This is a genomic window from Halomonas colorata, assembly GCF_014897985.1.
Lineage (GTDB): Bacteria > Pseudomonadota > Gammaproteobacteria > Pseudomonadales > Halomonadaceae > Vreelandella > Vreelandella colorata.
On the sequence record NZ_JABUZA010000036.1, the window covers coordinates 1 to 18179 of the forward strand.

Here is an 18179-nt window from a genome sequence, read left to right on the forward strand (position 1 = left end):
ACGGGGACGGCTCATGGATCCTCCTAGGTACCTTTAGTATAAGGCCTAGAGGTGTCTACGAAACCCGGGGCGATTCAGTATATCAAAGTCTGGGACAGCACAGGCAATGCTATTAATATAGGTCGGATTCATTTTTCCTAGCTCCTCACTACCTAGTACTGCTTGATTTTAGGTAAATAAGCTCTATTGATCACCGCGATTATTTTTTAACTAAATTTAGAAAAAAGCTCAAAAGCTATGCTCGGCTCCACGAGGAAACCGTGCATTTAGCTAAAAATAGAGCTTTTAGAAAACCTAGTTAAAGATGACAGGTATTGAAACACTCAGTGGCGTTATACAGCTCTCCAGGCTGCTTAATTAATAAAAGTGATCTATTAATACGTCGTGATAAGTCAGCGCTTGCATACAAGACTGCTCTTGATGCTTGATACTGAGCAATAAAGAATGAATGAAAGGAGTGATTCTATGCATGCTCCTATTAATCAAGTAGCTATTTACTGGCGCTTCTCACTGCGCCAGAAGATAATCGAGCATTCTCAGACACATTCTGGACACAGTGAACGACCGGTGCATTCTATAGAGGAGATATTGGGAAAGAAGCGCAGGGCCTAGAAACGAAAAAAGCCCCCTGATAAATCAGGGGCTTTTCGAGATAAGAGGCTGATGAGCAGTCCGCCAACGGTGTTTTAAATTCAACAACTTATAATGTAGTTATATTTTCACCCAACATCCCACCCAGCATAAATACAGGTGCTTGTGTGCGCTTCGATGCGACGCTATGCTCGTCTTTTTGGTGGCGTTAACTTGCTGGCGCTTGATGAGTAAGATCGTGAAAGTTAACGCCTGTGGCTTTAATCACCGCGGTCATAGTTCGTAGTGTTGGGTTGCCCTTGGGGGATAAGGCGCGGTAAAGGCTTTCGCGTGATACTTTGGCACGTTCTGCTACCAGCGCCATGCCCCCTTGAGCTTCAACGACATGACGTAGCGCCATTAGGAAGGCTGACTCTCCCCCCTCTTCGTCCAGCTCATCAAACGCTGTTCGCAGGTAGTCCAGAGCCATACCGGGGTCAGTGCGCAGCATCTCAATAACGGCTTCATCATGACTTTTCATGACGTGTTCTCCTTTTGTGGTCGGCCAAAAACGCTTTTGCCTGTTCGATGTCAGACTGCTGGCGCTGTTTGGTACCACCTATTAATAACATTACCAAGCGCGCCCCTACCTTGGCGTAGTAAACGCGGTAGCCAGGACCATAGGTAATGCGTAGCTCCCATACTCCATCACCTACTGTCTTGGTGTCGCCTGCATTACCCGCTGCCAGCCGGTTAAGGCGTGTTAGTACCCGCATAGTGGCTTGACGATCTTTAACCTTCGTAGCATCCAGCCAGGCTTGAAAAGGGTCATAGCCATCAGCGGTAAGGTAGTGGGTAAGTTCAGTCATATGGCCATTGTAGCTTAAAAGCTACAATCTGGAAGAGATTGCGTGACTTTAAGCGATTGAAAAAACTCAAACGACAATTGCCTTTTTATTAACGAATCCTTAGTCGCTGATTTTTCAATTTCGCGGGTATGAAAATAAAGCGGTGGGAACGGTGTCCGATCGACCGCTCCCTGGTGGAATCGACTCCTCCTACCATCCATGATGCAGCCTGCCAAAATTTCCGGAAAAAGGTTCCTTATTTCTCCCGCATAAAAAAAGGTTTGAGGGTGTGGTATCCGGTTTTATTGAACCACTACAAAACCACTACAGGCAGCATCTGAATGAAAAGCGGCTATCACCCCTCTCATGGGCGTGCATGCATGAAGAATTTATCGGAATTTAATCTGAAGGTGAGTAAAAAGAAATCTAAAAAGAGAGGCAGCGTCCAGAAAGGCTCAGTTCTGCTCAATGAGAGCCAAAACCAAAATATGAGCTAGTCAAATTACAGGCACAAAAAAGCCGCTGTAATCAGCGGCTTATTCGTAATAGGTGGCGGAGGGACAGGGACTTTCTGACAATCGACCTGAAGCCCCCTAAACTCTTGATATACGGGCACCTAAGAAGCTAGAGTAGTGAAATTGAGTAGTGAAATACACTCCAAAAATCACCTTGCTTTGAGTCTGCACATGGCTAAAAAATATGAACGCGATTACCTGTATCAGAAAGCTGGTGAATCGACTTGGTACGTCAAGCTAACTGTACCTGCTGACGTCAAAGCAGCCATGGGAAACAGACGAACGTTGACGCGCACAACGGGCACATCCAACAGAGCGCAGGCTAGAGACGTAAGCCACCCTATCCTTGCTGAGTGGAAGGCCATGATTGCTGAGGCACGCTCCAGTAAGAAGCTAGTTGCTGATGAGTGGCGAGAATTGCAAGCAGATGAAGGCAAGACTCTGATACAGAAAAGGGTAGATGCTGCCCAACGATTCTACACCCCAAAGCCAGAGCCAAAGGAGACAGAGCAGCCAGATACAGGCGAGTTCCTAGTCGATCTTTATTACGTATATGAAGACTTGATAACTCAGGGCAGACTAGATCTTGCCCAACAGATTAAGGACTTAATAACTGAATTTATCGAGAACAGGCCACGAACTCAGGGGGAAGGCATTGACCTTCACAACAAGTACCTGCAATTTATTGAAGAGGTGGGCATTGCTGCCACTGCTGAAGAATACTCCCTTTCTGAAACGGAAGTAGAGGAGGCAAGGCAGATCACCCGCCGCCCTGACATTTATAAGCCACGTTCCCCTATCAGCAAAGCTATGATAGCTCAGTGGTCACAACATCTAGGTACTCAAGTAGAGAAACAGAAGACAAGAGATTCCCATGTTTCCAGAGTGCAAAGGCTGTCAGACTGGCTGAGTGCTGAAGGTGTTGAGCTTACTTTTGACTCAGTTCACAGGTTCCTTGATTCCGTATCGTCTACCAGAAAAACAAGAAGCAATTACCTTTGGTCTGGTCGGAGCTTTTGGGAGTGGGCAATCAAATACTCCCCGCCTTTCCGTGAGCAGTTTGGAGCAAGCCCCTCACCCTTTGTGGGCCATAAGTTGCCAAGAGCAGGCAAAGACGCTGGGGAAACCTATACGCCCTTCACGGTGGAAGAGGTTGAGAATCTTCACAAGGCGGCAGTAGAGAAAGGCGATACAGACCTTGCCAACCTTATAGCAGTTGGGGCATACACTGGTTGCCGCATAGAGGAGATAGGGAGGATAAGCAAAGACAACGTCGTATTCACAGGTCACACCCCCACCAGCATCAAGATAGAGGACGCCAAGACAAAGGCGGGTATTCGTGAGATCCCCCTTCACTCTGAGATTGCCCCACTACTTAAGCGTCTATTGCACAGCTCCTCAGACGGGTACTTGTTCAAAGGTGGCAACAATAAGTACCAGAATCGCCTAGATTATATGTCCAAGAGGTTTGGAAGGTTGAAGACGGCGCTAGGCTACTCTCGCCTTCACGTATACCACTCAATCAGAAAGACAGCAGTAACCCAGATGCAACATAAAGGAGCGCCAGCTCTGGTTATCCCTGCAATCGTTGGACATGAGACTGGTTCAATAACGTTCGACGTGTACAGTGCTGGCGCTTCAATCGAACAGAAGCGGGAAGCCATTGAGCTACTTCACTACAACTTCACCTACCCTGATTAAAGTCACTTCAAGAATGCCCTAGAAGGCATCTATAAGCGCCTGTGAGCCGCCCTAGCCTTCACCTAGTAGGGTAGCCTACCCTCACCTATTAAACGCCTCCAACGCGCACACACAAGCTCCTTGACGACGTAAGTGCCGCCGTTGCGACCTCGCTTGAACTCGATAGATTTAATAGCAGGATTTCCTGCTTCTATTTCGTCAGCCAATTCTTGGGCTTGCTGATTGGCGACGTAGGTTCCTCCGTTACGTCCTGCCTTTGAGCTAAAGGCAGGAATTCCTGCCTTTGAGTTAATTGGAGGAATTCCCCCATTTTCGGGGATTAAACCACCAGATATGGTGTTATGAAATTCCTCACATCCGAGGAGTTTGCGATTTCAGTGATTACTGCATATTCTCCGATTTCGGAGATTAAACCCTTTGAGCTTTGATTTTCAAAGAATTTTGCAGGTTGGTGGTGAGCTTTCCCTCCAGCAGCCTTGTGGAAGTCGTTTAGGCAGTAGCGCCCCCGCTGAATTTCAAAAGGCGGAAATCCGCCCTTTTCTAGCTCTCCTACCACCGTGCATATTAACCAAGGCAGGAATCCCCGCTTTGCTTCACTTCAGTCACTACCAAGAATTACCTGTTAAAGCCAAAACCCTAGGTAGAATGCGGCCTCCAGAGATATTGAGAAAAAAACTTGACTTTTTTGTCTGAATAGGTATTGACTTTTTGCATTTAATCTGGGATAATAGCTTAAGGGTGAAAGAAAAGTTCTGTCACGGACACCCACCCTTGCCCTCAAAAGTAGCACCTTGCAGGAGATTCTCTTAGAGGTCTCCTTTTTTGTGCCTGCTACATAGCCAAGCTCATAACTCAAATCACCAAACACCATTGGAGGATAACTATTGCCTAAACACTACAAATCACTCTGTATCTGCTGCGGGAAGCCAATCACAGGCAAGCGTATTAACAAGGTATTCTGCGGCTCGACCTGTCAAGTAAGGGTTAGACGCCTTCGCCAATCAGAGCATCCAGCCATGACCGACCGCCAATATCAAAATGTTATCAAGCAAAGAATTGCTGAGGGCTTGCCACACCCTTTTAACCATCACCCCCTTAACCAGCTTCTAGATAGCCTGAAGTCGATTAAGGAATCTATCAGCTACTACCAGGAGCCTGCACTATGCGAATGCGAACCCACTTGAGCGAACGCGCCTCCCAAGAGCTGCTGGAGCTAATGGATCTCTACGGCTTTACCAGCACCAACCACACCTTAAACGTAATCATCTCTAAGACTTTTGCTGATATGAAGACAAACTCCCGCACCCCTTTAATTGAGGTAAACAATGACCAAAACTGCACACCAGATCACAAAACAATTTGACTCAGAAGCAATTGAAGCCGTAAAGAGTCGCTTTATTCGCCTTCCTTCTGGCAACTCCTTTCCCAGAATCAGGGACGTTGTAACCAACAGTGAACAGGCTGACCTTGATATTCTTTGCGACTACTACTCCAAACACAGCACCAGCCCTTCACCAGAACCCCAATACCTCCTTAAATGCCTAGATTGGGTATATGGAGAAACCTTCTTACCAAATGGCCCCAGAATGTCAGACGGAGACCTAAACCTTTGGCAGCCTCCTGCTTTAAAGCCTTCCGGCAATAAAGTAAACCGCTCTCAAGTATCTTTGTTTTTAGAGTTTCTAGAAAGATGGTTCCCAAACGATATGGAGCGCAATTACTTTGGTCGGTGGCTCGCCCACGCTGTAAGAAAGCCAGAAGAGAGGATAATCGCAACTCCTGTTTTACGAAGTGATCATGGAGTCGGAAAAGGGTTTCTTGTCGAGACTCTTTTATCTAACTTGATTGGCAAGCAGAGTGTAGCTGTCTGCGGCTTGAGAGATGTTGTAGGAGACTTCAACGACATAGTTCAGGGTAAAACCCTGCTATTGATTGATGAAGTGTATAAGAGCAAGAAGTCTACCACAGACGCTTTAAAGTCTTTCCAAGGCAATTCCACAATACTGCTTAAGAGAAAGCACAAGTCAACCGTAACTATTGATAACTACATTAACTTCATCGTAACCAGCAATAGCCACGTACCACTGATACTAGAGAAAGGAGATCGACGGTTCTGGGTTCCTGAGTTCATAAAGCACAAAGAAAGCCAAGCCGAAACCTCAGCCTTCATAAATGACAAATTGAAGCCCTGGCTATTAGATGGCGGCTTCCAGCTAGTGAGGGACTACCTAGAGGGAGTCAACTTAGATAGCTTTCGTGCAACAGATGCCCCACCATCTACAGACAGCAAAAAGGAGATGATGGGCTTTTCTACTGAAGACAGGTTAGAAGAGCTACTACTTCCCATCATCGAAGAGCACCCCGTTCTTACTCTTCAGTGGGTGAAGGGCAAGATTGCTGGCAACTTTGAAAGAGCAGTGTCTGATACCACTATTGCAAGCGCCCTATTTAGCTCTGGCTGTAAGCAAAAGAAAACTAACACCCAGAGACTGTATATCACCCCCAAAGGATTAAAAGAGGGCTACAGTGAAACTTCATCACCAAAGGCACTAAAGCTAGCCTTACCTGAACACTTCTAATAGTGACAGAGTGGCATCGTGATTATTGACTGCCACTTTTAGTGTCCCCATAGCGGAACCCCGCCAACAGTGGGCTATAGGGCTTTTAGTGACACCGTGGCACCATCACTCTACCTTTTTTAAAACTAGGTTGCAGTAGCAATAGGAACGAAGCAAAGCGTAGTGACTATTGCCGAGCTGAAAGCGAGAGTGTTTTTCCCGCCTTTGAAAGCGCCCACAAAGAGCAAACCAACTATCCATAACAGGAGAACTAAACATGCCTAAAGCAAAAGAGAAAACCACAATCAAAGGCACACCCCGCCAGTTTAACCAAGAAGAGCTAGATGCCAAGATTGAGGCTGCAGTAACCCACTATGAACAATCCCCCCAGAGCAAGCACCTTATCCGCCATAGCCTCCACAAGCCTCTTCTAGAAGAGTTTGAGAGGCTTATCTTAGAAGGGTACAGATTAGAGACTCAACTACCTTTGATGGATCTCAACTTTAGCCCTTATGTTATCGCCCTCATCAAACCAGAGCATCTACTAACTGAAGACCTTGAAGCAGTGAAGAAAGAAACTAAGCAACGCTATGTTGAAGAACTGGAAGCAGAACACCACCACTACCAGTCTCTCCTACTACAGCAGCTCCTTGAAGCAGAAGAGGAGAAGCAACGTGCTAAGCAAGAAGCAGAGCGAGAGAAGCTGATAGAGAAGTTCAAACAGCAAGCAGCAGCCACCTACACACCCCTGAACATCCCAGACTAACAACATTAGCAACTGCTGTAGCAATCACCTATTAAAGGGCAAATAACTGAGTAGCTAAGATGTCCCCTCAGTCACTCAGCAGAGCTAGAGCCTCGTTTATACGGGGTTCTGGCTCTTTTTGTTTGTGCTAAGTGTTAAGCCCTCCTCTTCTCTACAATAGCGCCTAGAAAACCCCTAAAATTAGACGCTCTAGCCCCTACCCAGTAGGGTAGCCTACCTTAGCCCCTTAAAACGCCTCTAGCACGCCTACAGAAGCTCTCAGGAGCATAGCTGAGGGCCACCCTTGGTGCCACCTAGGCCATACCCTACATGATCCCTTGAGGCTGAGTGCAAGCCATGAAGCTACAGAGATGCTTCCAATAGGTCTTGATAAAACAAGAAATAATGTAGCAATAGTGGGCTGGACTAGGTATTCTTCGATATACAAAAACAGCTCCTCGCGGCGCTCGCGGGGCGTGAATTCAAAATAAACTATAGGAATGTTTAATGAAGACGTTTTTGATGGTGGTGGCTGGTCTTGTCATTGCGTTTATGGCTATCGTAGTGATCTCAAATACCACACCCCCAAGTGAATCAGAGGCGAGAATGGTCGCTGAAGATAGAATAAAGAGCCTGATGAGGGATCCTGGCTCCACAAAATTTGAAAACACAAAGTTCTATGGAAGCCTTTCAGGAGATGGAGAGACCCTCTCAGGGTATGTATGCGGCAGCTTCAATGCGAAAAATGGTTTCGGCGCTTACGCAGGTCGTGCTCAATTTATCGTGCGTACCGTTGTAAGCGATAATGGTAGAACTAGAGCAACCTCTAATGTTCTGTTAAGCAACGAAGACTCTTTGGTATTCTCGGAAAGATGGTCTGAGCTTTGTAAAAACTAGTTTTTATTAGCGAGGAGCAGGCTGATCCGATCCAGCATCTAACCCTGGATCAGCCCTAAGACTAGACCCAACATCTACTAAATCCTATCTTTCCCCCTCTCTATCCTTGATCTCTTGTGCACACCCTCCATGAGTGCAATCAGGTAAGGTTGCAATCAGTTCAATCTAAAATAACCAACTCCCCAGAAACAAACTCCATGCCTCCATCAAGACATAGGGCGTAAAGCCCCATCCCAAGGGTGCACACGCTGAAAGTGCATGGTGTCAAAGGTGTATCGAATAGGGTATACCTCAGCCGATATAAAAAGTGAGCGGCTTATAGCGTATCGGTATTTAACAAAATGAACTCAAAGCGATACACTTAACGAAATCAACCCAAACCGATACACCTCACCACAAAGCGAGCCTAACTGATGTTTATTCGTGCCTACCTACGCGCCAGTACAGAAGATCAAGATGCCAGCCGTGCCCGTGAGCAACTGACTGCTTTCGCCAAAGGTCAAGGTAGCAGCATCGCCAGCTACTACACGGAGAACGCTTCTGGGGCCAAAGCTGAACGCTTGGAATTGCGACGCCTTCTGAACGATGCACAGCCAGGAGATGTACTGTTAGTGGAAGCTATCGACCGCTTATCCCGTCTGCCGCGTGACGACTGGAAGCGCCTACGTGCTGAGATTGATGCCAAAGGGCTGCGAGTGGTTGCCGTAGACCTTCCCACCAGCCACCAAAGCATGAAGGATACCAGCGGAGATGAGTTCACTGCTCGTATGCTAGATGCAATCAACTCAATGATGCTAGATATGATGGCTGCTATTGCCCGCAAGGACTACGAACAGAGACGTGAGCGCCAGCAACAAGGCATAGCAAAGGCAAAGCAAGAGGGTAAGTACAAGGGACGCCCAGCGGATGAAGAAAAGCGCCAGCGTATCAGAGAATTGTTAGAAGCAGGTTTCAGCGTAAGGAAAGTAGCCAAGCTAGCGCCAGCAAGTACCAGCACTGTTTATGCGGTGCAGACTGAAATGAAGGAGGCACACTCTGCCACTGCGTAAACCCTTAGTAGGTCGAACAGCTTAACCCTTCTCGCCTGTACGCTGATTTAAGGCTGCTTACAGGCAACCCACTACATAGCCATACCCTAAGCTCTAAAGCCTCTCCATCGCGCCTGTAGGAGCTTCTAGAGCCATGCCTAGGTTGCCTTACCCCCCTATCTAGTGGCTCTTAAAGCCCTGCTAGATATTTTTGCAATTTCAGAGCTTTCCTAGGGGGTAGCTCTTGGCCTTGCTTAGCACCGATGCTCACCCGCCAAAGCACCTATCTGTGCTTAGCCCATAGATATGAAGAGTAGTGAAAAAAGTGGTGAAATTGAGTAGTGAAATTGGCAAACAAAAAACCCCGCAATCTATTGATTTACGGGGCTTTTTTAATAATGGCGGAGGGACAGGGATTCGAACCCTGGGTAGGTTATTCACCTACGCCGGTTTTCAAGACCGGTGCATTCAACCGCTCTGCCATCCCTCCGGCTTATGGGTGCGTATATTAACAGTATTCCCTTGGAAGTCAACACCTTCTAGCGAAATCAATACAATCGAAGGCCCACACGGGTAATCGTACCCTTCTCCATATCGCTGACGACCCAGTGAATGCCGTGCCAGTCGACATCATCACCGATGACCGGGTGCCCGCCTACGCGCAGGGCCACGAATTCGGCCAAGGTCATGTCATGCTCGCCGGGGCTTAACGTTAAGCCATAGGCTTGAGCGACATCCAGCATCTGTGCGCTACCTTCGAGCGTAAACGTGCCGAAGAAGGCGCGCTCCTGCTTGAGCTTGGCATCACCATTAAACAAGCGGTTTAGCGCGTGAAGATCTTCCGTGCGCCCAATGACACAAATGACATCTCCCATTTTTAACCGGGTGCTGCCTTTGGGGTGGAGCATGGCGTGATTACGAAACAGCGCTGAAATCAGCGCGCCCGAAGGAAAGCGCAGCAGTCGGATGGGGACATCTTCAAGATCCCGATTCTCGACCATATAGACAAACATTTCAAAATCGTTATCTGGCAAGATACCCAATGGCCCTCGGCGGTTGGGAGTCGTGCCCGCCGGCACTTCCACTTTTAGCCAGCGCGCCATAAGCGTCAGCGAGCCGCCCTGTATCAATAGCGACATCAACACAACGGCAAAGGCGACATTAAAATAAAGCGAGGCGTTCTCTACCCCACCGATAACCGGGAAGATGGCCAATACAATAGGTACTGCCCCTCTTAATCCCACCCAGGCAATAAAGAAGGTTTCCCGCCAGCGGAATTTAAAGAACGGCTTGATCGCGATGAGTACCGCAAGTGGGCGCGCGATAAAAATAAGCGCCAGCGCCACTAAGCCAGCAGGCAACGCCACATCCCACAGTTGGCTAGGCGTCACTAAAAGCCCCAATACCAGGAACAGACCGATTTGGCTTAACCAGGCCAAGCCATCATGCACGGGGAGAATAAAGTTAAGGTGGCGGCCAGGCTGATTTCCAATCATGAGGCCCGCTAGATAGATCGCTAAAAACCCGCTGCCACCCAGCACGCTGGTTAACCCGAACACGCTAAAGCCCAAGGCCAGCGCCAGCATGGCATAAAGGCCCGGCGCCAAATCCAGCCAGCGCAGCAGTTTTGCGCTTAACCAGCCACCACCTAAGCCGACAATCAAACCGATACCAAACTGAGAAATAAAGAAAATGAGGGTTTCAACAGGCCCACCCATGTCGCCGACTAATAGCTCAACCAGCATCAAGGTAAGGAAGATGGCCATCGGGTCGTTGGTGCCGGACTCGATCTCAAGCGTGGCGCCTACCCGCTCGTTGAGATTCACCCCACGTCCACTCAGCATTGAGAAAACGGCGGCGGCATCGGTTGAGCCCACAATCGCGCCTACCAATAGCCCTTGCACCAGGCTTAAATCGAACACCCACATCGCGATCAAGCCCACGATCGCACTGGTTATGAATACCCCGAAGGTGGCAAGCGACAGCGCTGGTTTAAAGCCTACCCGGAATGTTTTAAGCCGCGTGCGCAAGCCACCATCAAGCAGGATCATGGCCAGCGCCAAGTGTCCGATAGTGAAGGCCATCGCGTAATCATCGAAGACGACCCCCAGCACCCCCTCTTCGCCCGCCAGCATGCCCAGGCCCAGGAAGATAAGCAGCAACGGTACGCCTACCATTGATGATAGGCGGCTCGCTAATATGCTGAGCGCCATTAAAGAACCGCCGACTAAAAAGAACGTATAGATCGCGTCCATGTCTCTCCATCTCTACATCAATGCCACGCTATTATTACACGCCACTATTAAATTTACTGCGTCAACTCAGTAAGCTAAAGCGACAAGGGGCTGGTCATCCAAGGATTGACAGGGCTAAACTCCGCCGTCTAGATATCAGGAGTGACCGATTATGTTGTACTGCCTTTCACGTTATGGGCATTCACGTTTATTGATGGTGATGTTTTGTTTATTGTTTCTATTTTCATCAGCTTACGCAGAGGAAGCCGATATCCAAGAGGAGCAGCCAGCGCTTTCCTTGGAAAGTGATATCCTGTTCCTTGACACACTTTCGCCGCCTACTGACAGCGAAGTAGTCAATGAAGTGCCCGCCGCAGCTCTCTCGCTACCACCACCCCTTGAGCCACCACCGCTGAAAAGCGTCTCAGTGATGCTCGACTGGTACTTAAGCCCGCAGCATGTCGCTTTGGTGGCCGCTCAAGAGCGTGGCTTATTTACCGCACAGGGCATGGATGTGGAGTTACAGACCCCTGCAGACCCCACCATTGCTATCAAACTGCTGGCAGCGGGAGAAGTTGATTTAGCCCTCACGCGCCAGCCAATTCTGCATTTGCTGGTCCATGAGAATATGCCCATCACGCGCATTGCCACGCTGATTGAGACCCCGCTGAATGCCGTTATTGTAAAAGGTGAGACTCAGCCTGAAAATGCCACCCAGCTTTCAGGGCTTCATTATGGATACTCCACCCGAGAAGGTGCCGATATCCTAGTTCCCGAGCTGATTCCGCGTTCTGTTCGCCAGACGGATGCTTTCTTATCTCCACAGAGCGTGCATTTTAATCCAGTCAGCGCATTTGATGAGGGCAATATTGATGCGATTGCTGATGGCTTTTTTCATTTTTTACCTCAACAGCTAGCTGCCAATGGTATCACCACACATACCGTCCGTTATCGAGATTTAGGTATCCCGCGTCATGATGGTTTGATTGTCATCGCCAATAGTGACTCTTTGGCTAGACAAGCCAATACGTGGTCACGTTTTTTAATTGCCCTCGATGAGGCGAGCGATTGGATCGTGGAAAACCCAACCCAGGCATGGCAGCTATTAACAGATGCTCACCCAATACTTGATAACCCCATCAATGCCGACGCATGGCAGGATATTTTACGCAGAATCGCGTTAAGCCCTGCGGCACTGGATACCCGTCGCTATGCAGCGTTTGAAACTTATCTTCTAAAAGAAGGCCTAATCGACGCTGAACTGCCCATATCTCGTTTAGCCGTTGACCCTCATACCCTATAATACAGGAGCGCTATGGCCAGTGCGCTGACAGAAACACCGCTAATCTTTATTGACCTGGAAACCACCGGAACTAGCGCAACGCGGGACCGGATTACTGAAATTGCCGCTCTTAAAATCATTAACGGGCACCAGGTAGATAGCTGGTCTAGCTTGATCAATCCTGGTATTAGAGTGCCGCCAAATATCAGTCAGCTAACCGGCATCGACGATGACATGCTCGTCGATGCCCCCTGCTTTGAAGACATTGCCGAGTCGCTGCGCGTTTGGCTGGGTGAAGACCACCGCTTGGTTGCCCACAATGCACGCTTTGACTATAGCTTTCTGCGTAACGCCTTTAAGCGCGTAGGCATCGAATATCGAACGCCGATTATCTGCACGCTGCGCCTATCTCGCCGACTGGCTCCGCTGGAGCAACAGCATAATTTAAAAGCCTTGCTTGAACGCTATGGCATTATTAACTTGCGCGCGCATCGGGCAAGTAGTGATGTGAACGCGCTGTGGTCACTTTGGCAGGCTTGGCAAACGCACTATGCAGACGACACATGGCAAAGCGTACTGACTGAGGAGCAACGACACCGCACGTTGCCTGCCCATTTGGATAGCCGTCAGTTGGAAGGGTTGCCCGAATCGCCTGGGGTGTATTTCTTTTATGGACATAATCGACTCCCTCTGTACGTGGGCAAAAGTGTCAATTTGCGCCGCCGGGTATTGAGTCATTTTCAGCGTGACCATCAAGACAACAAAGCCATGCGCCTCGCGCAGCAAATTCATCACATTGAGTGGGAAGAAACTGCGGGCGATCTGGGCGCGCAACTGCGTGAAGCCCAGCTGGTGAAGTCGATGATGCCGATTATGAATCGCCAGTTACGCAAACAGCGCAAGCTAACCACCTGGCGCTGGCCGTCAGGGGAAAACTACCCCACCCTGGTTAACGGCGACGCACTGAGCCAACCCACCGACGGGGCGCTCTTCGGGCTTTTTCGCAGTGCCAGAGACGCCAAGGATACGCTACGTGCAACGGCCGAAGAACATAAGCTTTGCCTTCAGGTGCTGGGCATTACCAAAGGCAAAGGCCGCTGTTTTGCCCGCCAGTTAGGTAAATGTAATGGCGCCTGTGAAGGTGTGGAGACGTTGCAGGCGCATACCCAGCGAGCCCAGTACGCGTTGGCACAGCTGCAGATTAAGGCGTGGCCCTGGGAAGGACGAATCATTATTCAAGAAAAACCCGAGACGGGTGGGAAAAGCGCCTGGCATGTTGTCGATCACTGGTGCTACCTGGGCAGTGCCGATACGTTTAAAAAAGCTCAACGTCTAACCGGCGCCACCCCGGCTTTTGATATTGACAGCTATCGTATTTTAAACCGTTTTTTACGTGCCCCGGAACAGCACGGGCTGACCGTTAAAACCTGTGACTAACCGCTATGGGTAAGAGCGTTTAACGGCAAGCCCACTGGGCCTCAGTGTTCGTGATGTTCAATAAAAGCTTCAACCGCCTGCTGGAACGCTTCTGGCTGTTCTGCATGCAGCCAATGGCCAGCATTTTTTAGCGTTACAACCCGCGCCCCCGGCAGCACTTCACGCAAAGCAGGCAGCAAATCGTCGGTAACGTAGTGTGATTCAGCGCCACGCAGCACCAGCGTGGGTCCTTCAAAGGGGCCGTCGCCGGCGGGTAGGCCAATTATATTGCCATAGCCACGCTGGATTTCATCAAGCCCGATACGCAGCCCTAAAATGTCTTCCTCGTTCCGGGCTAAATTAGTAGCTAAAAAAAGCCGTGTGGAGCGCGAGTCCACATGTTCAGCCAACAGGTCATCCGCTTCACGGCGATTTTTAGGCTGCCCTTCTCTAACGCGTTTAAGCGCTGCAAAAACATCATCATGGCCATGCTCATAGACCACCGGCGCAATGTCGCCGACCGTCAGCGTTACCACGCGCTCTGGCGCCAGCCTGGCCAAACTAATAGCGACTTTCCCGCCCATTGAATGGCCCAGCACATGCGCTTGGGTAATAGAAAGCTTATCGAGCAGGGCCAATACATCCTGGCTCATGGTGGCATAGCGCATATCGTCGCTATGCGGTGAGCGGCCGTGATTACGTAAATCTACCGCAATGACACGCCGCGAACGCTGCCAGGCTTTCAAATGGGAACGCCAGTTATCAGCGCTCCCCATTAAGCCATGAATCACCACCAGGGGCGTGGAATCGGGAGCGTCTTCACTGTCCATTTCCAGATAATGAAGATCAACCGTGGCAGCGTCAGTCATATAAACTCCCTACATATTGATTAAACAACAAACCCGCAGGCCATTATCTCATTACCTATAAGCGCTAAGCCACTCTACTACGCCATACGGGGGGAGAGATCAGTTTGCCCGGTCCAGACCACCAGACGGCGTGAAAGCCAGGCCAGCAGCAGACCGTATAGAGGTAGAAAGAACAGCAGGCTGATAGCGAGTTTTATCACGTAATCAACGGCAGCAATTTCAATCCAATTAGCCGCCATAAACGCGTCGGGGCTGTTATAAAACGCCGTCGAGAAGAAAGCGTAGGTATCGGCTAGGTTTCCGAGCACCGTTGAGCAAACAGGGGCTATCCACCAGGCCAGCTGCCGCAACCGATCAAACACCTGCACATCCAACAGCTGACCGATCACATAGGCAAGAAAGCTTGCCAGCGCAATCCGTGCAACAAATAGATTCCATTCACCCAGTGCTTCAATCCCGGCAAAGCTTCCGCGTGGGAACACCACGGAAACCACATAAGAAACCACCAGAGCAGGCAGCATGACCCTTAAAATAATCGCCCGGGCGGCACTTTTACCGAAGAGTCGAACCGTTAAATCAGTGGCTAGAAAGATAAACGGAAAGCTAAACGCTCCCCATGTGGTATGAAAACCAAACAGGGTAAACGGAAGCTGAACAAGGTAATTACTGGCAGCAATAATACCGATATGGAAGGCAACCATTACGAAAAGGCAACGGCGGTACTGCGTATCACTTAAGGCAAACATGCAAGATGACCTTTTTTTACAAGCCAAGAGGGGTTAGGGAACCCTCATAAGAAAGCGCATAGCGCTGCTGGGCGCGCATTATACGCTTTCTTAACCGCAATAAAAGCCAGCTGCCCTGCTTAAAGCAGCTCACCTTAGCTCAATCGAGAGGCGTTGCCTTGTCAGCGGTACCGATAGCACGCTCGCACATGGCGGTATGTACCTCATCAAGGCTTGAAGGATCATCAATGGTCGACGGAACCCCAAAAGCCTTACCGTCCGCGATATTGCGCAACAGCTTGCGTAATATTTTGCCCGAACGGGTTTTAGGCAGACGGTTAACTACCAGAACCTGATTAAAACAGGCAATAGGGCCGATATAGTCGCGCACGCGGGCAATAAGTTCGGCTTCAAGCGTTGCTTCGTCGCCATTAAAGCCATCTTTAGGAATCACCAGACCAATCGGAATTTGCCCTTTAAGCACATCATGAATGCCGATAACCGCGCATTCAGCCACAGCGGGATGCGCGCCTACGACCTCTTCCAACTCGCCGGTCGATAGCCGATGCCCGGCAACGTTAATAACGTCATCGGTACGCCCCATGATAAACAGGTAGCCGTCTTTATCGAAGTAACCACCGTCGCCGGTCAGGTAATAACCCGGGAAAGCTGCCATGTAGGCGCTATGAAAACGCTGAGGGTCACGCCAAATACCGCTTAAGCACCCAGGCGGCATGGGCTGCTTGATGACCACACTGCCCTGCTCCATCGGGGCTGCCGGTTCGCCATCACGCCCTAGCACTGCGACATTAAAACCCGGCACAGGGAAGGTTGCAGACCCAGGTTTGATAGGCATTGAAACAAGCCCCGGCTGATTGGCGGCAATCGGCCAGCCGGTTTCGGTCTGCCACCAGTGGTCAATTACCGGCACATCCAGCAGATCATCCAACCAATGAAAGGTAGGAGGGTCAAGCCGCTCGCCTGCGACAAACAGGTGCTTCAAACTGCTGATATCATAACGGGCAAGCAGTTGGGCATCTGGGTCAGCTTTCTTGATCGCCCGGAAAGCCGTAGGCGCGGTAAAGAAGCTTTTAACCTTGTACTCCTCGATGACCCGCCAGAAGCTACCCGCATCGGGCGTATTTACCGGCTTGCCTTCATAAACAACGCTGGTGCAGCCACGCAGTAGCGGTGCATACACAATATAGGAGTGGCCAACCACCCACCCCACATCAGACGCGGTAAAAAACACGTCGCCGGGGTTCAGGGCATAAATTGCCTGCATTGAGTACTCAAGCGCCACGGCGTACCCCCCCGTGTCACGCACTACCCCTTTGGGCTTACCCGTTGTGCCTGAGGTATACAGAATGTAAAGAGGATCCGTGCTAAGTAGCGGAACACATTCAGCAAAAACGGCTTTGGCAATGATAGCGTCCCAGCAGTAATCAAGTGCCGTCAGCGTTGCCGGGCATATGTCACGCTGATAGACCACGCAGGCATCAGGCTGATGGGCACTTAAGCCAAGCGCCTGATCGATAATCGGCTTGTAGGGGATTACCTTATCCACCTCAATACCACATGAAGCGGCAACCACCACTTTCGGCTCGGCATCTTCTATTCTGACTGCCAGCTCATGCGGGGCGAAGCCGCCAAACACTACTGAATGCACCGCACCTAAGCGTGCACAGGCATACATGGCCACCAGCGCTTCGGGAATCATGGGCATATAGATCACCACACGATCGCCCTTTTCAACGCCCAGCGCGGAAAGCGCCCCGGCGAAATAAGCTACCTGATCAAGCAGCTGCTGATAGGTGAGGGTTCGCTTGGACTGGGTGACTGGGGAATCCCAATAAATCGCTGGTTGGTCAGCTCGGCCATTTTCAACATGGTAATCAAGCGCGGCATAGCAAAGGTTTATTTCGCCATCGCTAAACCAGCGTGCGTGCTGCTGATCGTCATACGTAAGAATTTGGGTTGGTGGGATAAACCACGGCAGACGTTTGGCTTGCTCGGCCCAGAACTGCTCGGGCTGTTCATTCGCTTGCAGGAAGGCTTCTTGGTAGCGGCTCATAACGACCCTATTTTTATTGTAGTAACGAACTTTACTGTAGTAACGCAGCGAGGCTCATGACTGACACTGTATAAAGTAAACGCAGACTCTTCCTTCATACTATGGGCTAGAAGCCCACCTAGGGGATTAAAAAGTGACTAAAGATGTAGAACGATTTTAAAGGCGGGCTCTTAGAATTATTTATAGCCGGTTCAAGAGCTGCTTTAGTCGTTGACAAAGAAGCCAAAATCTACCATTGATTAATCGTTAAACGAATGCTTGGACAAAACTCGCTAAATTACCGATGATTAAATTAACAATCTTCGCGCCGCGACGATGCCATAATAATTTATAAAAATGCCATTTATAAAACGCTGCAATGACCACACCCATTCAGTGTAGGCAAGGAGATCATCATGTCTGCGTCCTCAAGCGCTGCACGTCTGCTTGAAAATAACTGCCAGGCCCTTGAGGCAGGCACTAACCTTCTAAAAGCCTTGGCGAATGAAAAAAGGCTGCAAATTCTGTGTCTGCTGGCAGAGAAAGAGCTATCGGTCACACAAATCAATCAGCAGCTTTCACTTAGCCAATCGGCACTCTCACAGCATTTAGCAATTTTACGACGCGATGAGCTGGTCAATACCAGGCGGGAGTCACAAACTATCTACTACTCGTTGAGTAGCGATAGCGCCAAAGCGATTTTAAACACCCTGGCGCATCACTATACGACATAAAAGC

Annotated in this window: 15 protein-coding genes and 1 tRNA gene; 9 read left to right on the forward strand and 7 right to left on the reverse strand. The window is 49.6% G+C overall.

Annotation, left to right across the window (positions count from 1 at the left end; all coding sequences use genetic code 11):
• Nucleotides 1-799: 799 nt before the first annotated feature.
• Nucleotides 800-1111: an addiction module antidote protein gene (locus tag INT33_RS15725; RefSeq protein WP_018916179.1), complete on the reverse strand. Its 312-nt coding sequence runs from the start codon at nucleotides 1109-1111 to the stop codon at nucleotides 800-802.
• Nucleotides 1098-1439, reverse strand: a complete 342-nt coding sequence (locus INT33_RS15730; protein WP_192539611.1) for a type II toxin-antitoxin system RelE/ParE family toxin — start codon at nucleotides 1437-1439, stop codon at nucleotides 1098-1100. Before INT33_RS15730 ends, INT33_RS15725 begins: the two co-directional genes overlap by 14 nt.
• Nucleotides 1440-2104: 665 nt before the next feature.
• On the opposite strand from INT33_RS15730, the gene INT33_RS15735 reads away from it, so the two are divergent.
• The 6 genes from INT33_RS15735 (at nucleotide 2105) to INT33_RS15765 (ending at nucleotide 8883) form a co-directional block, all read left to right on the forward strand.
• A complete protein-coding gene (locus INT33_RS15735) occupies nucleotides 2105-3634 on the forward strand; it encodes a tyrosine-type recombinase/integrase (RefSeq protein ID WP_193092354.1) in 1530 nt (509 codons plus the stop codon).
• A 1162-nt stretch (nucleotides 3635-4796) separates the two neighbouring features.
• Nucleotides 4797-4997 (forward strand): hypothetical protein, encoded by a 201-nt coding sequence (locus tag INT33_RS15745; protein ID WP_193092355.1) that lies wholly within the window; start codon nucleotides 4797-4799, stop codon nucleotides 4995-4997.
• Complete coding sequence (locus INT33_RS15750) at nucleotides 4960-6213, forward strand: primase-helicase family protein (protein ID WP_193092356.1); 1254 nt, start codon at nucleotides 4960-4962, stop codon at nucleotides 6211-6213. Before INT33_RS15745 ends, INT33_RS15750 begins: the two co-directional genes overlap by 38 nt.
• Nucleotides 6214-6469: 256 nt before the next feature.
• Entirely contained in the window at nucleotides 6470-6958 is a 489-nt protein-coding gene (locus tag INT33_RS15755; protein WP_193092357.1) for a hypothetical protein, read from the forward strand.
• Between the two features lie 486 nt (nucleotides 6959-7444).
• Entirely contained in the window at nucleotides 7445-7834 is a 390-nt protein-coding gene (locus tag INT33_RS15760) for a hypothetical protein (protein ID WP_193092358.1), read from the forward strand.
• 413 nt (nucleotides 7835-8247) lie between these two features.
• On the forward strand, nucleotides 8248-8883 hold the full coding sequence (locus tag INT33_RS15765; protein WP_192536043.1) for a recombinase family protein: 636 nt from the start codon (nucleotides 8248-8250) through the stop codon (nucleotides 8881-8883).
• 378 nt (nucleotides 8884-9261) lie between these two features.
• Here the strand turns inward: INT33_RS15765 and INT33_RS15770 are convergent.
• A tRNA-Ser gene (locus INT33_RS15770) sits at nucleotides 9262-9352 on the reverse strand.
• A 58-nt stretch (nucleotides 9353-9410) separates the two neighbouring features.
• Nucleotides 9411-11117: a potassium/proton antiporter gene (locus tag INT33_RS15775; protein ID WP_193092359.1), complete on the reverse strand. Its 1707-nt coding sequence runs from the start codon at nucleotides 11115-11117 to the stop codon at nucleotides 9411-9413.
• Nucleotides 11118-11268: 151 nt separating this feature from the next.
• On the opposite strand from INT33_RS15775, the gene INT33_RS15780 reads away from it, so the two are divergent.
• Entirely contained in the window at nucleotides 11269-12399 is a 1131-nt protein-coding gene (locus tag INT33_RS15780; RefSeq protein WP_192539056.1) for an ABC transporter substrate-binding protein, read from the forward strand.
• Nucleotides 12400-12411: 12 nt separating this feature from the next.
• Nucleotides 12412-13815: a 3'-5' exonuclease family protein gene (locus tag INT33_RS15785; RefSeq protein WP_193092360.1), complete on the forward strand. Its 1404-nt coding sequence runs from the start codon at nucleotides 12412-12414 to the stop codon at nucleotides 13813-13815.
• Between the two features lie 41 nt (nucleotides 13816-13856).
• On the opposite strand, the gene INT33_RS15790 is transcribed toward INT33_RS15785, so the two are convergent.
• The 3 genes from INT33_RS15790 to INT33_RS15800 all read right to left on the reverse strand — a co-directional run bounded on the left by INT33_RS15790 (nucleotide 13857) and on the right by INT33_RS15800 (nucleotide 17462).
• Entirely contained in the window at nucleotides 13857-14663 is an 807-nt protein-coding gene (locus tag INT33_RS15790; RefSeq protein ID WP_193092361.1) for an alpha/beta fold hydrolase, read from the reverse strand.
• 77 nt (nucleotides 14664-14740) lie between these two features.
• Entirely contained in the window at nucleotides 14741-15409 is a 669-nt protein-coding gene (locus INT33_RS15795; RefSeq protein ID WP_193092362.1) for a 7-cyano-7-deazaguanine/7-aminomethyl-7-deazaguanine transporter, read from the reverse strand.
• 139 nt (nucleotides 15410-15548) lie between these two features.
• Nucleotides 15549-17462, reverse strand: a complete 1914-nt coding sequence (locus INT33_RS15800) for a propionyl-CoA synthetase (RefSeq protein ID WP_193092363.1) — start codon at nucleotides 17460-17462, stop codon at nucleotides 15549-15551.
• Between the two features lie 395 nt (nucleotides 17463-17857).
• Here INT33_RS15800 and INT33_RS15805 point away from each other — a divergent pair, with 395 nt between their 5' ends.
• Entirely contained in the window at nucleotides 17858-18175 is a 318-nt protein-coding gene (locus INT33_RS15805; RefSeq protein WP_192539061.1) for an ArsR/SmtB family transcription factor, read from the forward strand.
• Nucleotides 18176-18179: the final 4 nt, after the last annotated feature.

Coding starts and splice junctions, on each gene's coding strand:
- INT33_RS15725 (WP_018916179.1), bottom strand. CDS start 1,111: ATGAAAAGTCATGATGAAGCCGTTATTGAGATGCTGCGCACTGACCCC.
- INT33_RS15730 (WP_192539611.1), bottom strand. CDS start 1,439: ATGACTGAACTTACCCACTACCTTACCGCTGATGGCTATGACCCTTTT.
- INT33_RS15735 (WP_193092354.1), top strand. CDS start 2,105: ATGGCTAAAAAATATGAACGCGATTACCTGTATCAGAAAGCTGGTGAA.
- INT33_RS15745 (WP_193092355.1), top strand. CDS start 4,797: ATGCGAATGCGAACCCACTTGAGCGAACGCGCCTCCCAAGAGCTGCTG.
- INT33_RS15750 (WP_193092356.1), top strand. CDS start 4,960: ATGACCAAAACTGCACACCAGATCACAAAACAATTTGACTCAGAAGCA.
- INT33_RS15755 (WP_193092357.1), top strand. CDS start 6,470: ATGCCTAAAGCAAAAGAGAAAACCACAATCAAAGGCACACCCCGCCAG.
- INT33_RS15760 (WP_193092358.1), top strand. CDS start 7,445: ATGAAGACGTTTTTGATGGTGGTGGCTGGTCTTGTCATTGCGTTTATG.
- INT33_RS15765 (WP_192536043.1), top strand. CDS start 8,248: ATGTTTATTCGTGCCTACCTACGCGCCAGTACAGAAGATCAAGATGCC.
- INT33_RS15775 (WP_193092359.1), bottom strand. CDS start 11,117: ATGGACGCGATCTATACGTTCTTTTTAGTCGGCGGTTCTTTAATGGCG.
- INT33_RS15780 (WP_192539056.1), top strand. CDS start 11,269: ATGTTGTACTGCCTTTCACGTTATGGGCATTCACGTTTATTGATGGTG.
- INT33_RS15785 (WP_193092360.1), top strand. CDS start 12,412: ATGGCCAGTGCGCTGACAGAAACACCGCTAATCTTTATTGACCTGGAA.
- INT33_RS15790 (WP_193092361.1), bottom strand. CDS start 14,663: ATGACTGACGCTGCCACGGTTGATCTTCATTATCTGGAAATGGACAGT.
- INT33_RS15795 (WP_193092362.1), bottom strand. CDS start 15,409: ATGTTTGCCTTAAGTGATACGCAGTACCGCCGTTGCCTTTTCGTAATG.
- INT33_RS15800 (WP_193092363.1), bottom strand. CDS start 17,462: ATGAGCCGCTACCAAGAAGCCTTCCTGCAAGCGAATGAACAGCCCGAG.
- INT33_RS15805 (WP_192539061.1), top strand. CDS start 17,858: ATGTCTGCGTCCTCAAGCGCTGCACGTCTGCTTGAAAATAACTGCCAG.